11 protein-coding genes are annotated in these 14,707 nt (G+C 73.3%); 8 read left to right on the top strand and 3 right to left on the bottom strand.

Annotated elements, in window-relative coordinates; translation table 11 throughout:
- The first annotated feature begins 225 nt into the window (after positions 1–225).
- Both metK and ACFWU9_RS09375 read left to right on the top strand, forming a co-directional pair.
- Positions 226–1,434, top strand: coding sequence for a methionine adenosyltransferase (gene metK / locus ACFWU9_RS09380; protein ID WP_384315989.1), 1,209 nt, complete (start codon positions 226–228; stop codon positions 1,432–1,434).
- Between the two features lie 185 nt (positions 1,435–1,619).
- Positions 1,620–3,764 carry a primosomal protein N' gene (locus tag ACFWU9_RS09375; RefSeq protein WP_384316310.1) on the top strand — a complete coding sequence of 715 codons (2,145 nt, stop codon included), beginning with the start codon at positions 1,620–1,622 and terminating at the stop codon, positions 3,762–3,764.
- 82 nt (positions 3,765–3,846) lie between these two features.
- Here the strand turns inward: ACFWU9_RS09375 and ACFWU9_RS09370 are convergent, their stop codons facing one another.
- Positions 3,847–4,389, bottom strand: coding sequence for a hypothetical protein (locus ACFWU9_RS09370; RefSeq protein ID WP_384315987.1), 543 nt, complete (start codon positions 4,387–4,389; stop codon positions 3,847–3,849).
- A gap of 274 nt (positions 4,390–4,663) precedes the next feature.
- Here ACFWU9_RS09370 and fmt point away from each other — a divergent pair, with 274 nt between their 5' ends.
- Both fmt and ACFWU9_RS09360 read left to right on the top strand, forming a co-directional pair.
- Complete coding sequence (fmt, locus tag ACFWU9_RS09365; RefSeq protein ID WP_384315986.1) at positions 4,664–5,620, top strand: methionyl-tRNA formyltransferase; 957 nt, start codon at positions 4,664–4,666, stop codon at positions 5,618–5,620.
- 83 nt (positions 5,621–5,703) lie between these two features.
- On the top strand, positions 5,704–7,137 hold the full coding sequence (locus ACFWU9_RS09360; protein WP_384315984.1) for an RsmB/NOP family class I SAM-dependent RNA methyltransferase: 1,434 nt from the start codon (positions 5,704–5,706) through the stop codon (positions 7,135–7,137).
- Positions 7,138–7,168: 31 nt separating this feature from the next.
- On the opposite strand, the gene ACFWU9_RS09355 is transcribed toward ACFWU9_RS09360, so the two are convergent.
- Complete coding sequence (locus ACFWU9_RS09355; RefSeq protein WP_384315982.1) at positions 7,169–8,122, bottom strand: phosphotransferase family protein; 954 nt, start codon at positions 8,120–8,122, stop codon at positions 7,169–7,171.
- A 12-nt stretch (positions 8,123–8,134) separates the two neighbouring features.
- Positions 8,135–9,787: a TIGR03086 family metal-binding protein gene (locus ACFWU9_RS09350; RefSeq protein ID WP_384315981.1), complete on the bottom strand. Its 1,653-nt coding sequence runs from the start codon at positions 9,785–9,787 to the stop codon at positions 8,135–8,137.
- A gap of 199 nt (positions 9,788–9,986) precedes the next feature.
- Between ACFWU9_RS09350 and rpe the strand changes: the two genes are divergently transcribed.
- The 4 genes from rpe to ACFWU9_RS09330 all read left to right on the top strand — a co-directional run bounded on the left by rpe (position 9,987) and on the right by ACFWU9_RS09330 (position 14,642).
- A complete protein-coding gene (gene rpe / locus ACFWU9_RS09345; protein WP_384315979.1) occupies positions 9,987–10,670 on the top strand; it encodes a ribulose-phosphate 3-epimerase in 684 nt (227 codons plus the stop codon).
- 100 nt (positions 10,671–10,770) lie between these two features.
- On the top strand, positions 10,771–11,820 hold the full coding sequence (locus ACFWU9_RS09340; protein ID WP_384315977.1) for a sugar-binding transcriptional regulator: 1,050 nt from the start codon (positions 10,771–10,773) through the stop codon (positions 11,818–11,820).
- Between the two features lie 276 nt (positions 11,821–12,096).
- The gene (locus ACFWU9_RS09335) at positions 12,097–13,539 is read left to right on the top strand and encodes a GuaB1 family IMP dehydrogenase-related protein (RefSeq protein ID WP_384315975.1); all 1,443 of its coding nucleotides are present in this window, start codon (positions 12,097–12,099) and stop codon (positions 13,537–13,539) included.
- Between the two features lie 230 nt (positions 13,540–13,769).
- Positions 13,770–14,642, top strand: coding sequence for an RNA polymerase sigma factor SigF (locus ACFWU9_RS09330; protein ID WP_384315973.1), 873 nt, complete (start codon positions 13,770–13,772; stop codon positions 14,640–14,642).
- Positions 14,643–14,707: the final 65 nt, after the last annotated feature.

The raw sequence follows: 14,707 nt of genomic DNA, 5'->3' as shown, positions 1-14,707 counted from the left end.
GGTGGCCAAAAATAGCCCAAACCAGGTCTTCCAGGTCGGGATGGGGGGCGATCGGCGTAACGCAGGACGGAGTGAGCGCCTCAACTCGACTCCCAGAGTCCGAGACGCCTGGACCTTCTGGGCGACAGGGCGGATAAACTGGCCCAGGAACGACGACGGGGCGCAGCTCCTCCGGTCGTTCCGACAAGGATCTAGCCAGCAGCCGCTGCAACCCCAGGGAGCGATGTGTCGCGCCGTCTGTTCACTTCGGAGTCCGTGACCGAAGGTCATCCTGACAAGATCGCTGACCAGATCAGCGACACGATCCTCGACGCTCTCCTGCGTGAGGACCCCACCTCCCGGGTCGCTGTGGAGACGCTGATCACCACGGGTCTGGTCCATGTGGCCGGTGAGGTCACCACCAAGGCGTACGCGCCGATCGCGAAGCTCGTGCGCGACAAGGTGCTGGAGATCGGCTACGACTCCTCCAAGAAGGGCTTCGACGGCGCCTCCTGCGGCGTGTCGGTCTCCATCGGAGCGCAGTCCCCGGACATCGCGCAGGGTGTCGACACCGCGTACGAGAAGCGGGTCGGGGGTGTGGAGGACGAGCTCGACAAGCAGGGCGCCGGCGACCAGGGCCTGATGTTCGGCTACGCGTGCGACGAGACGCCCGAGCTGATGCCGCTCCCGATCCACCTCGCCCACCGGCTCTCCCACCGGCTCTCCGAGGTCCGCAAGAACGGGACCATCCCGTACCTGCGCCCCGACGGCAAGACCCAGGTCACCATCGAGTACGAGGGTGACAAGGCCACCCGCCTCGACACCGTCGTCGTCTCCTCGCAGCACGCGTCGGACATCGACCTGGACTCGCTGCTCGCACCCGACATCCGCGAGTTCGTCGTCGAGCACGTGATCAAGCAGCTCCTCGAGGACGGCATCAAGCTGGAGACCGAGGGCTACCGCCTGCTGGTCAACCCCACCGGCCGCTTCGAGATCGGCGGCCCGATGGGCGACGCCGGACTGACCGGCCGCAAGATCATCATCGACACCTACGGCGGCATGGCCCGCCACGGCGGCGGCGCCTTCTCCGGCAAGGACCCGTCCAAGGTCGACCGCAGCGCCGCCTACGCGATGCGCTGGGTCGCGAAGAACGTGGTCGCCGCCGGCCTCGCCGCGCGCTGCGAGGTCCAGGTCGCGTACGCGATCGGCAAGGCCGAGCCCGTGGGCCTGTTCGTCGAGACCTTCGGCACCGCCACGGTCGACGTCGAGAAGATCCAGCAGGCCATCACCACGGTCTTCGACCTGCGTCCGGCCGCGATCATCCGCGACCTCGACCTGCTCCGCCCGATCTACGCCCAGACGGCGGCCTACGGCCACTTCGGCCGCGAGGAGCCCGACTTCACCTGGGAGCGCACGGACCGCGTGGACGCCCTGCGCACGGCGGTCGGCCTGTAGGACGGCACAGCCGCTTCGACGGCGACGGGCCCCGGACACCCTGGTGTCGGGGCCCGTCGCCGTGCGCCGGAGCGCCCTGGTGACCAGCCCCGATGTCGGTGCCGTCTGGTAAGAATCTGGCTGTGAGCAGCGACGACGAGCGTCCCGACGAGCCGCCCGGGGAGGAGTCCTCGGAGGAGTCCGCCCTGGACGGCGGGGACGGCGGGGACGGTGGTGACGGGGACGGCGGGCCGGAGCAGCTCGCGCTCATCCGGGAGACCGTGCGGACCGCGAAGGTGCCCCGGGCCAAGCCGCGGACCTGGCGAGGGGCGCCGTTGGCGGGGGAGCTGCCGGTCGCCCGGGTGGTCGTGAACAAGGGCGTGCTGCATCTCGATCAGTTCTTCGACTACGCCGTGCCCGAGGAGCTCGACGAGGCCGCGCAGCCGGGGGTGCGGGTGCGGGTGCGGTTCGGGGCCGGGGCGCACCAGGTGCGCGGCGGGCGGCGCGAGGGCGGGCGGTTGATCGACGGGTTCGTCGTCGAGCGCCGGGCCGAGTCCGACTACGCGGGACCGCTCGCCGCGCTGGCCGGTGTGGTCTCCCCGGAGCGGGTGCTCGACGCCGAGCTGCTCGGGCTCGCGCGGGCGGTCGCCGACCGCTACGCGGGCAGCCTCGCCGACGTACTGCAACTGGCCGTGCCGCCGAGGAACGCGCGCGCGGAGGCCAAGGAGTCGCCCGGCCCGCTGCCCGCGCCCGGCCGCCCGGAGGCGGGCACCTGGGAGCGGTACGGGAAGGGGCCGGCCTTCCTGGAGGCGCTCTCCGACGGCGGCGCCCCGCGAGCGGTGTGGATCGCCCTGCCGGGGCCGCACTGGGCCCAGGAGCTGGCGCGGGCGGTCGCGGCGACGCTCGCGTCCGGGCGCGGGGCTCTCGTCGTCGTACCGGACGGCCGGGTGGCGGCGCGCGTCGACACCGCGCTCACGGAGCTGCTCGGCGAGGGACACCACGCGCTGCTCACCGCCGAGGCGGGGCCCCAGAAGCGGTACGGCCAGTGGCTCGCCGTCCGGCGTGGCTCGGTCCGGGCCGTGGTGGGGACCCGCGCGGCGATGTTCGCCCCCGTGCGGGACCTCGGGCTCGTCGCCATCTGGGACGACGGCGACTCCAGCCACAGCGAGCCGCACGCGCCGCAGCCGCACGCCCGTGAGGTCCTGCTGCTGCGCGCCGCCCACGAAGGGTGCGCCTTCCTCCTCGGCGGTACGGGCTGCACCGTGGAGGCGGCCCAACTGGTCGAGACCGGCTGGGCGTTGCCCCTGACCGCCGACCGTGAGCGGTTCCGGACGGCCGCGCCCCTCGTACGGACCGTCGGCGACGGCGAGCTGGCACGCGACGAGGCCGCGCGCGCGGCCCGGCTGCCGAGCCTCGCCTGGCAGGCCGTCAGGGACGGGCTCAGGACCGGCCCCGTCCTCGTCCAGGTCCCCCGGCGCGGGTATGTGCCCCGGCTCGGCTGCGAGCGCTGCCGCGCGCCCGCCCGCTGCCGCCACTGCGCGGGCCCCCTGGAGGCGTCCGGGCAGCGGGAGTTGCACTGTGCCTGGTGCGGGCGCGACGAGCCCGCGTGGCGCTGCGCGGAGTGCGGCGGTACGCGGCTGCGCGCCAGCGTCGTCGGGGCGCGGCGTACGGCCGAGGAGCTGGGCCGGGCGTTCCCGGCGGTCCCGGTGCGTACGTCCGGCCGCGACCACATCCTCGACTCCGTGCCCGGCCGCCCCGCGCTGGTGGTGAGCACGCCGGGCGCCGAGCCCGTGGCCGAGGACGGCTACGCGGCGGCGCTTCTCCTCGACGGCTGGGCGATGCTGGGCCGGCCCGACCTGAGGGCGGGGGAGGAGGCGCTGCGGCGCTGGCTGCACGCCGCGTCGCTGGTTCGGGGCCAGGGCGACGGCGGCACGGTCGTGGTCGTGGCCGAACCGACGCTGCGCCCCGTGCAGGCGCTCGTGCGCTGGGACCCGGTGGGCCACGCCCAGCGCGAGCTCGCGGAGCGGGCGGAGCTGGGTTTTCCCCCGGTCTCCCGGATGGCCGCGGTCTCCGGCAGGCCCGACGCGGTCGCCGCGTTCCTGGCCTCCGCCGAACTGCCGCCCGACGCCGAGGTCTTGGGGCCCGTACCGCTGCCGGTCACCGACCCGGCCCGGCCCCGCAGGACCGGCGATCCGCCGCCGGGCGAGATCTGGGAGCGCGCGCTGCTGCGGGTGCCCCCGGGCAGCGGCGCGGCGCTGGCGGCGGCCCTGAAGTCGGCCCAGGCGAGCCGTATGGCACGCGGTGGCGGCGACCCGGTCCGGGTCCGCATCGATCCCCCGGACATCGGCTGACCGGGCCGGGGCCGGGCCGGACGATCCGTCGTCGGGCGCCCGCACCGCCGCCCGGTGTCCGGGACCGACCCGACCGGCGGTGTCAGCCGTTGCGCGGCCCGGGGAACGCCCCCGGGCGGGCCTCCTCGCGCAGCGGCTGCGCGGCGGCGGCCACCGTCGGCTGCGGTGGCATCGACCTGGCCGCCGGTACGGCCGGGACGGCGCCGGGCGCCGGGGCCCCCAGGGGCGGCGCGGCGTCCTGCGGGCGGTCGCCCTCGGCGGCGGCGGCCTGCTGGGCCGCCCGCCTCGTACCGTAACGGCGGTGCACCGCCTGCTTGGTGACACCGAGCGCCGAGCCGACCGCGTCCCACGAGAAGCCCAGCGAGCGATCGAAGTCCACGGCCGCCGTCACCAGGCTCTCGACACTGTCCCGCAGCTCCTGCGCGAGACGGACGGTCGGGGCCGGCGCGCGGCCGTAGACGACGAAGCCCGTCGAGGGGCCTGAACGGCGCGGTCGGTAGACGTTGCCCAACTGGGCTGTGAGAGTGCGCAATGCGTCCACCTGCCGGCGGACGCGCTCGATGTCCCGCACCAACAGGTGCAGATTTGCCCGGGCTTGTGCGTCGTGGGTTGCGTGGTCGGCCATGAACAAGCCTCTCGAACCGGCGTTGAAACGGATCGGGCCGCACCGGGCGGCCCGTTTGTGGTCAATCTCCCTTGACAACGCGCCACCCGCCGTTGTGGTCACGCTGCGGGGGCGTATACGCACAAGTGCGGGGCGCGCGGGCTCCCGTACGCCCCCATCCGTCCGACGCCCGTCGGGCCCATAGACTGGTGCGCCGTCCGTCGTCGACCGCGCCGCCACCCCGCCGCCCGCACGACTGGCTCCGAGCCGCACGAGAGAGCGAGGAAGTCCCGCAGTGAAGCTCGTCTTCGCAGGCACCCCCGAGGTCGCAGTCCCAGCCCTGGACGCGCTGATCGCCTCCGACCGGCACGAGGTCGCCGCCGTCGTGACCCGCCCCGACGCGCCCTCCGGACGCGGCCGCAGGCTCGTCGCCAGCCCCGTCGCGGAGCGCGCCGAAGAGGCGGGCATCGAGATCCTGCGGCCCGCCAAACCCCGCGACGAGGAGTTCCTGGCCCGGCTGCGGGAGATCGCGCCCGACTGCTGCCCCGTCGTCGCCTACGGGGCGCTGCTGCCCCGGGTCGCGCTCGACGTGCCCGTCCACGGCTGGGTGAATCTGCACTTCTCTCTGCTGCCGGCCTGGCGCGGGGCGGCCCCCGTGCAGCACGCCGTCATGGCCGGTGACGAGACGACCGGCGCCGCCACCTTCCTCATCGAGGAGGGGCTGGACTCGGGTCCGGTGTACGGCGTGATCACCGAGGACGTACGGCCCACCGACACCAGCGGTGACCTGCTGACCCGCCTCGCCTTCGCCGGCGCCGGGCTGCTCGTCGCGACCATGGACGGCATCGAGGACGGCACCCTCAAGGCCGTACCGCAGCCCGCCGAAGGCATCACCCTCGCCCCCAAGCTCACCGTCGAGGACGCGCGGGTCGACTGGGCCGCGCCCGCGCTGCGCGTCGACCGTGTCGTACGCGGCTGCACCCCCGCCCCCGGCGCCTGGACGCTCTTCCGCGGCGAACGCCTCAAGCTCATCCAGCTCGCGCCGGTGACCGACCGCACCGACCTGGCGCCGGGGGAGCCCGCCGTCGGCAAGAACTCCGTGCACGTCGGGACCGGTTCGTACGCCGTCGAACTGCTCTGGGTCCAGCCGCAGGGCAAGAAGCCGATGCGGGCCGCCGACTGGGCGCGCGGCGTCCGCATCGCGCCCGGCGAGCGGCTCGGCGCGGCCGACGGGGCCGCGGACGTACGCTGAACGGGTGACGCGCAGGTGTGCGGCATGATCGACCCACACGCGTAGCACCTTTGCGGAAGCGCCTTTCCAACTGCGGAGCACCTTTGAACGAGCAGGCCCGTCGCCGTCCCCCCAAGCCCTACCGCCGTCCCAAGAAGGATCCCGTGCGGATCCTCGCCTTCGAGGCGCTGCGGGCCGTCGACGAACGCGCCGCCTACGCCAACCTCGTCCTGCCGCCCCTCCTCAAGAAGGCCAGGGAGGCGGGCGATTTCGACACGCGCGACGCGGCGCTCGCGACCGAGCTGGTCTACGGCACGCTCCGCCGCCAGGGCACCTACGACGCGATCATCTCCGCCTGCATCGACCGTCCGCTGCGCCAGGTCGACCCGCCCGTCCTCGACGTGCTGGCCCTCGGCGCGCACCAGTTGCTCGGCACCCGCATCCCCACCCACGCCGCCGTGTCGGCGAGCGTGGAGCTGGCCCGCGTGGTGCTCGGCGACGGGCGGGCGAAGTTCGTCAACGCCGTCCTGCGGAAGATCGCCAAGGACGACCTCGACGCCTGGCTGGAGCGGGTCGCACCGCCGTACGACGAGGACGCCGAGGACCATCTCGCCGTCGTCCACTCGCACCCCCGCTGGGTCGTCTCGGCGCTCTGGGACGCGCTCGGCGGCGGCCGGGCGGGCATCGAGGACCTGCTGGAGGCCGACAACGAGCGCCCCGAGGTGACGCTCGTCGCCCGCCCCGGCCGGATCTCGCCCGACGAACTGCTCGACACCCTGGGCGAGGACTCCGGCCTGCCCGGACGCTGGTCCCCCTACGCGGTCCGGCTCACCGAGGGCGGGGAGCCGGGCGCCATCGACGCCGTACGCGAGGGCCGGGCAGGGGTCCAGGACGAGGGCAGCCAGCTCGTCGCCCTCGCGCTCGCCAACGCGCCGCTGGAGGGCACCGACACCCGGTGGCTCGACGGCTGCGCGGGACCCGGCGGCAAAGCGGCACTGCTCGGCGCGCTGGCGGCCGGGCGCGGCGCGCGGCTGCTCGCCTCGGAGAAGCAGCCGCACCGGGCGCGCCTCGTGGAGCGCGCGCTCGCCGGCAACCCCGGCCCGTACCAGGTGATCAGCGCCGACGGCACCCGCCCGCCGTGGCGGCCCGGCGTCTTCGACCGGGTGCTGGTCGATGTCCCGTGTACGGGACTGGGCGCCCTGCGCCGCCGCCCCGAGGCCCGCTGGCGGCGCCGCCCCGAGGACCTGGAGGGCTTCGCGCCGCTCCAGCGCTCACTGCTGCGCGAGGCGCTGAACGCCGTACGCGTGGGCGGAGTCGTCGGCTACGCCACCTGCTCCCCGCACCCCGCGGAGACACGCGCCGTCGTGGAGGACGTGCTGAAGGGCCGGGGCGGTCCCGCCGTGGCGGCCGAGTGGGTCGACGCGCGGCCGCTGATGCCCGGTGTCGCGGCGCTGGGCGAGGGACCCGACGTCCAGCTGTGGCCGCATCTGCACGGCACGGACGCGATGTACCTGGCGCTGCTGCGCCGTACGGCCTGAGAGCCGCTCCGCCGGGCCCGGGAACGGGCACTCAGCCGAGTGTCTCCATCAACTCCGTGACATAGGCGGCCAGCCGCTCCTCCACCACGCGCGTCGTCAGCTCCGTCCTCCCCGCCTCCCGCCACGGCCGCGACACCGGCCCCACTTCCTCGGAGAACGCCAGCCCGTCCCGCACCAGCCAGTACAGCCGCTCGCCCGAAGTCGCCGCCAGGACCCCGCCGGCCTCCTCGTACGCCTCGGCGAACCGCATCCCCCACGCCGGGCCGTGCAGCAGCGCCAGATTGGTGGAGCAGTGCGCCACATCGAGATCCGCCGGACCCCAGGAGGCCGCCGCCCAGTCGACGACGCCGGTGATCCGCGCGCCCGCCGGCCCGGAGGGCGGCATGTCGAACAGCACATTGCCGGGGTGGAAGTCCCGGTGCAGGAAGCGCCCTTCGTACGGCGGCGCGGGCCCGCGGATCACGTCGACCGCCGCCGCCCAGGCCGCCGCGTCGGCGCCCTCGGGGGTCACGACGGTGTCGGCGGTCGTCGACGTCACGTACCTCCCGGGCCGCTCGACGGGCCGCAGCGCGTGGATCGCCACGAGCTGACGGGCCAGCAGCGGGACGCGCTTCTCCACCGCCTCGTCATCCAGGACCGTCCGGCCCGCCAGATGCGTCATGAGGAGCGACGGGTACTCGCCGTGCGCGGCGGTCGGATCCACCGCGACCAGCCCGGGAGCCGGCACGCCGGTCCCCGCGAGCTGGGTCAGGGCGCCGGCCTCCCGGTCCAGCGAGTCCTCGGCGTGCTCCACGTCGACGAAGGTCCGCAGCACCAGGTACCGGCTGCCGCCGTCGGGCGCGGCGACGGTGAGCCTCCGCATCTCGGCGGTGATGCCGCCGTGCAGCGCCTCGCTGCCCACGATCCGTTCGCCGGCCTCCAGGTGCCGGTTCACCCAGGCCAGCGCCCGTGGCCGGAGGCCCGCCGTCTCGTCGTGGTCGGTCACCGTGGCACCCCATCATCCGGACGGCGGCACGCGCAAAGGCATTCCCCGGAGGACGTCGCGGCCCAGATACGCCGCCAGCCGGTCGTTCCCGTCGGCGTGCTCCGGCGCACGCTGTTCGGGTGCGAACGAACCGCCCGCCGTCCGGGGGAGCGAGCCGTAGATCTCCCGCACCGACGGCAGTACGGCGGCGGCGATCCCCGGCGCGAAACCGGTCGGCTGCCCCGTCGCTCGCGCGAGGTCCCAGCCGTGGACCAGCATCTCGATGAGCAGCTGCTCCACCATCCGCCAGCCGGGGGCGGGACCGAAGCGCTCCTCGGGCAACCCGGGCCTGCGGAACGCCGTCAGCGTCTTCCCGGCGGCCTCCCGGAAGGCGGCCACATGGTCCGTGCCCAGATGGTCCGCCTCGGGGCCGGCCTCCGGCGGGGCGCCCGTCGCCAGTCCCGTCCACATCAGGTTCTCCCACACCAGATGGTCGAGCAGCGCGCGTACGTCCCACCCCGCGCACGGCGTGCGATCGCCGAACCGGTCCGGACCGACGCCCGCCACCAGCTTCTCGACCTCGCCCAGCACCGTTGCGCAGGTCTCCACGATCCGGTCCGGCCGCAGGAACTCCGCCACGTCCCCCTCCTGGGAAGGAGCGCTCCCGTAGAGGGCCTCGTGCCGGGCGGCGAGCGCCCCCGGCGCCGGATTCGCCCGCAGGGCCGTCATCAGCCACTCGCCCGCCGCCGCCAGACCGGGCCGTACCGGCAGGCCGTTGATGAGGCAGGTCAGCTGCCAGTACCGCTCGACCCCGGGATCGGACGCCATCTCCAGCTGCGCCAGCAGCAGCCCGCGCGCCTCCGTGCCGTCCGCCGCCGGTACGCTCCCGTCGGCCCCCGGCGTGCCCTTCTGGGCGGGCAGCCACTCGGCGACCACCGCGGCGACCACCTCGTCCGCCGCGGGCGAGTCCGCAGGAAGCCCCTGCGCCAGGGCCGCCGACACCGTCCGTACCCAGAAGTCCGTCACCCGCTCGGCCTCCCGCACCTGGTCCTCCTCGTACACCGAGGGGGAGTGCTCGGCGGCGTACGCGGCCATCCCGCGCAGCCCCGCCGACACCGCCGGATCGCGGACCAGGGAACTGAGCTCGAACCACGCGTCGACCTGCTCGGCCGTGGGATCGGCGGGCAGCTCGGGCATCGCGGCCAGCAGGGCGCCGCGGTAGCCGGGCGCGTCGATCCCGTTCAGCGCACCCGTCACGAAGGAGCGGACGGTCTCCTCGCGCTCGGCCGCCGACATCCGCGCCAGCTCGGTCAGCACCCTCAGCTCCTCGGCCGTCGACCCGCGCCGCCCGGCCGAGCGCAGCACCGCCTGCTGGAGCCGGAGCGTACGGATCCGCGCTTCGAGCGCGTCGGCGTGGACGGCCGCCGTCTCGGCGAGGCCCCGCTCCCGGTCGAGCACGCTCCGGATCTCGGGCAGACCGAGACCCAGCTCGCGGAGCGTGCGGGCGAGGTCGAGCCGGGCCACGGCCTCCGGGCCGTACTTCCGGTAGCCGGACGGCGAGCGGCCGGCCGGCGGCGCGATGCCGAGATCCGACCAGTGGCGGACGAGTTTGACCGGCAGACCGGTGCGGGCGGCGAGCTCGCCGATGCCGAATTCCGGAGGTTCGGGTGCGGTGTCGTTGCGCATACGGCCACTCTCGGGTCTCCCACGGAGGGAGAGTCAACGGCGCATCGGGCCCACGGCCCGCCCGAGGACAGCGACTGTCCCGCTGAATCGCGAGGTTTGCGCGGACTGTGCCCCTCCCTCCGGCCCGATGCCGCACATCGGGCCGGGAAGGGGCCGAGAACGGGCGGGGAAGCCGCCCGGAGCATGGCAGGCTTGGCACATGGCCCAGATCAACCCCAGCATCCTGTCCGCCGATTTCGCACGACTGGCCGAAGAGGCGCGAGCCGTCGAGGGCGCCGACTGGCTCCACGTCGATGTCATGGACAACCACTTCGTGCCCAATCTGACCCTCGGTGTGCCGGTGGTCGAGGCACTCGCCCGCGCGACGGAGACCCCGCTGGACTGCCATCTGATGATCGAGGAGCCCGACCGCTGGGCGCCGCGGTACGTCGAGGCGGGAGCCGGCTCCGTCACCTTCCACGTGGAGGCCGCCGCCGCCCCCGTACGGCTGGCGCGCGAGATCCGCGCCAAGGGCGCCCGCGCGTCGATGGCACTGAAGCCCGCGACGCCGATCGAGCCGTACGAGGACCTGCTTCCCGAGCTCGACATGCTGCTGATCATGACCGTGGAGCCCGGCTTCGGCGGCCAGGCCTTCCTGGACATCATGCTGCCCAAGATCCGCCGCACCAGGGAGCTGATCTCCAAGCACGGTCTGGAGCTCTGGCTCCAGGTCGACGGCGGTGTCTCCGCCGAAACGATCGAACGGTGCGCCGACGCGGGCGCCGATGTCTTCGTCGCCGGTTCCGCGGTGTACGGGACGGACGACCCGGCGGCGGCCGTACGAATGCTGCGCCACCAGGCCGACGAGGCGACCGCCTCGGCCGGCTGGGCATGCGCCCACTGACCCACAACTTCACACGGCCACCTGGCCACAGCTAAATGAACGCCGCCCAACCGGGCTGATCAAGGACCGCCGAATCTGACAGGATGAGAGCGCGTCCAGTGTGAACAGCAGTGAGGAGATCGCGGTGCCTGGTATGTCGGCGGGTCGGCCGGCCCTGCGCATGGGACCCGCGGAATTGGTGCAGGCGGCGGCCATGGCCCGGCGCTTCTATCTGGAGGGCAAGTCCAAGATCCAGATCGCCGAGGAGTTCGGCGTCAGCCGCTTCAAGGTGGCCCGGGTCCTGGAGACCGCCCTCGAACGCGATCTCGTGCGCATCGAGATCCGCGTCCCCGCCGAACTGGACGCCGAGCGATCCGACGCCCTGCGCGCCCGCTACGGGCTGCGGCACGCCGTCGTCGTGGAGTCGCCCGCCGAGACCGCCGACGAGTCGCCCGACCCCGAGAACCTCGGCGAGGTCGCCGCCGACCTCCTCGGCGAGCTGGTCGTGGAGGGCGACATCCTCGGCCTCGCCTGGGGCCGCTCCACCATCCACATGGCTGCGGCCCTCGACCGGCTGCCGCCGTGCACCGTCGTCCAGCTGACCGGCGTGTACGACGCGGGCACCGCCGAGCGCGGCTCGGTCGAGGCCGTACGGCGCGCCGCCCAGGTCTCCGGCGGCGAGGCGCACCCGATCTACGCCCCGATGTTGCTGCCCGACCCGGCGACGGCGGCGGCTCTGCGCGCCCAGCCCGGTATCGCCCGCGCCTTCGACTACTTCGACAAGGTGACCGTCGCCGCCGTCTCCATCGGCTCCTGGGAGGCGGGGATCTCCACGGTCCACGACATGCTCACCGACGAGGAGCGCTCGCACTACGCGTCCCTCGGCGTCGAGGCCGAGATGTCCGCGCACCTCTTCGACGCGGAGGGCCGACGGGTCGGACGCGACCTGGGCGAGCGGTGCATCACCGTCGAGGCCGACCGGCTGCGCCGTATCCCCGAGGTCGTCGCGATCGCCGGGGGCCAGCGCAAGGGCGCGGCCATCGGCTCCGTCCTGAGGTCCGGACTGGTGACGAGCCTGGTCACCGACACCGCGGCGGCGGACTTCCTGCTGAACGAGTTCGAGCCCGGCCCGCGCCCGGCCCTGGAGCGCGCGGACCCCGACGGCGAGTAGATCCCCCGCCCGCGGCTCACGGCGCCCTCGGCCGAGGCCCGACGCCCCGCAAGGCCACGAGGGCCACGAGGGCTACGAAGGCCCCGAGAACCACGAGCCACGAAAGCTACGAACGGCATCGACGCCGGTCGGCCGATGATACGGAAAGCACTCCGCCGGTTCGCCCAAAGCGCCCGCCATCGGCGATGATGACGTAGGAGCCGCAGCCGGGACCCTCACCGGTCGGGGCTGACTCCCCACCCGCCCTTCCGATCGACCGCAGGTGAGAGAGTCCCTATGCGTTTCCTCAATGATCTGAAGCCGCCGTACGACCTGACGTACGACGATGTGTTCATGGTGCCGAGCCGCTCGGCCGTCGGCTCCCGGCAGGGCGTGGACCTCACCGCCCCCGACGGCACCGGCACCACCATCCCGCTCGTCGTCGCCAACATGACCGCGATCGCGGGCCGACGGATGGCGGAGACCGTCGCCCGGCGCGGGGGACTCGTCGTCATCCCGCAGGACATTCCGATCGAGGTCGTCACCGACGTCGTCTCCTGGGTCAAGAGCCGGCATCTGGTGCTCGACACCCCGATCGTCCTCGCCCCGGCACAGACCGTGGGTGACGCCCTCTCCCTGCTGCCCAAGCGGGCGCACGGCGCCGGAGTGGTGGTGGACGAGGGGCGGCGCCCCGTCGGCGTCGTCACCGAGCACGATCTGACCGGGGTCGACCGCTTCACCCAGCTCTCCGAGGTCATGTCGAAGGACCTGCTCCTCCTCGACGCCGACATCGACCCGGCCGAGGCGTTCGACCGGCTCGACGGCGCCAACCGCAAGCTGGCCCCGGCCGTCGACGCCGAGGGCGGACTGATCGGCATCCTCACCCGTAAGGCCGCCCTGCGCGCCACGCTCTACACGCCCGCCACCGACGCGGAGGGCCGGCTCCGTATCGCCGCCGCCGTGGGGATCAACGGCGACGTCGCGGGCAAGGCCAAGCAGCTTCTCGACGCGGGCATCGACACCCTCGTCGTCGACACCGCGCACGGCCACCAGGAGTCGATGCTCACGGCGATCAGGGCCGTGCGGGCTCTCGACCCGAGGGTGCCGGTCGTCGCGGGGAACATCGTGGCCGCCGAGGGAGTGCGCGATCTCGTCGAGGCGGGCGCCGACATCGTCAAGGTCGGTGTCGGCCCCGGCGCCATGTGCACCACCCGCATGATGACCGGCGTCGGCCGGCCGCAGTTCTCCGCCGTACTGGAGTGCGCGGCCGAGGCGAGGAAGTACGGCAAGCACGTCTGGGCCGACGGCGGAATCCGCCACCCGCGCGATGTGGCGATGGCGCTGGCCGCCGGCGCGTCGAACGTGATGATCGGTTCCTGGTTCGCCGGTACGTACGAGTCGCCCGGCGACCTCCAGCAGGCCGCCGACGGACGGCTCTACAAGGAGTCGTTCGGCATGGCGTCCGCGCGCGCCGTACGGAACCGTACGAGCGAGGAGTCGGCGTACGAACGGGCCCGCAAGGCGCTCTTCGAGGAGGGCATCTCGACCTCGCGGATGTTCCTCGACCCGGCGCGGCCGGGTGTCGAGGACCTGATCGACTCGATCATCGCCGGGGTCCGGTCCGCGTGCACCTACGCCGGGGCGAACTCGCTGGAGGAGTTCGCGGAGAAGTCGATCGTCGGTGTGCAGAGCGCGGCGGGTTACGCGGAGGGCAAGCCCCTCCACGCGAGCTGGAGTTAGGGACCGGGCCGGGCGGTTCCGAAAAAAATCTGCCGCCCGGCAATCGATGTTCGAGTCCCTGCGCCCACCCCCTCTGACCAGGCAACTTTCCGTCTTGTACGAGCCGTGGCGGCGCTCCTCGGGCCCCGTCGACCCCGATTGGCATATCCCGGTCACGATCTGGGGGACATGAGCGGGTTGGGTCTGGGTACACGCGCTGTGCACTGTCCAAGAGAGCAGGGGAGGACACAGTGGCCACGGCGAGCGCAGTCCCGACCGACACCACTCGGTACGGAACCCATCAGGCCGATATGGCGGAATTGGGGCTTCCGTATGTGGAATGCCCAGGAGACGTGGCCCCCAAGGACGCACGGGAGATCTCCCGGGTCTTCTTCGTCCGGCTGGCGGAGCTGGAGGAAGGCACCCACGAGCACCAGTACGTCCGCAACACCCTGATCGAACTCAACCTGGCCCTGGTGCGGTACGCGGCGACGCGCTTCCGCAACCGCTCGGACCAGATGGAGGACATCGTCCAGGTCGGCACCATCGGCCTCATCAAGGCGATCGACCGCTTCGAACTCAGCCGCGAGGTGGAGTTCGCGACCTTCGCCGTCCCTTACATCGTCGGTGAGATCAAGCGCTTCTTCCGGGACACGAGCTGGGCCGTCCATGTGCCGCGCCGTCTTCAGGAGCTGCGGATCGACCTGGCCAAGGCGACGGACGAACTGTCGCAGCGGCTGGACCGCGCCCCGACCACGGCCGAACTCGCGGAGTATCTCGACCTCGACACCGAAGAGGTCATCGAAGGCGTCGTCGCGAGCAACGGCTACACGGCCGGTTCGATCGACATGCCCTCCGACGACAGCGTGGAGTCCTCGTCGCCCCTCTCCGACCGACTCGGCGCGCCCGACGCGCAGTTGGAGGTCGCGGAGAACGTACAGGCGCTCAAGCCGCTGATCGACGAACTGGACGACCGCGAGAAGTGGATCCTCCAGATGCGGTTCGGCGCGGAGATGACGCAGTCGGAGATCGGGCGGGAGCTCGGCGTCTCCCAGATGCATGTGTCGCGACTGCTGTCCCGGATCACCGGACGGCTGCGCGAGGGGTTGCTGGCCGTGGAGTGAGCGGGCGGCCGGCGTCCGCCGGTCACGCTCGCCGACCACGTGCGGACGGTGGAGGGGATGCCCCG

The organism is Streptomyces sp. NPDC058653 (assembly GCF_042716895.1).
GTDB lineage: Bacteria > Actinomycetota > Actinomycetes > Streptomycetales > Streptomycetaceae > Streptomyces.
The sequence above is the reverse complement of the archived record's forward strand: the minus strand, read 5'-3'. Positions and strand labels throughout refer to the sequence as shown.

Bases quoted from the DNA above. Each gene is read 5' to 3' on its own strand.
- rpe (WP_384315979.1), top strand. From the start codon at position 9,987: ATGGCCCAGATCAACCCCAGCATCCTGTCCGCCGATTTCGCACGACTG.
- ACFWU9_RS09335 (WP_384315975.1), top strand. From the start codon at position 12,097: ATGCGTTTCCTCAATGATCTGAAGCCGCCGTACGACCTGACGTACGAC.
- ACFWU9_RS09350 (WP_384315981.1), bottom strand. From the start codon at position 9,787: ATGCGCAACGACACCGCACCCGAACCTCCGGAATTCGGCATCGGCGAG.
- ACFWU9_RS09370 (WP_384315987.1), bottom strand. From the start codon at position 4,389: ATGGCCGACCACGCAACCCACGACGCACAAGCCCGGGCAAATCTGCAC.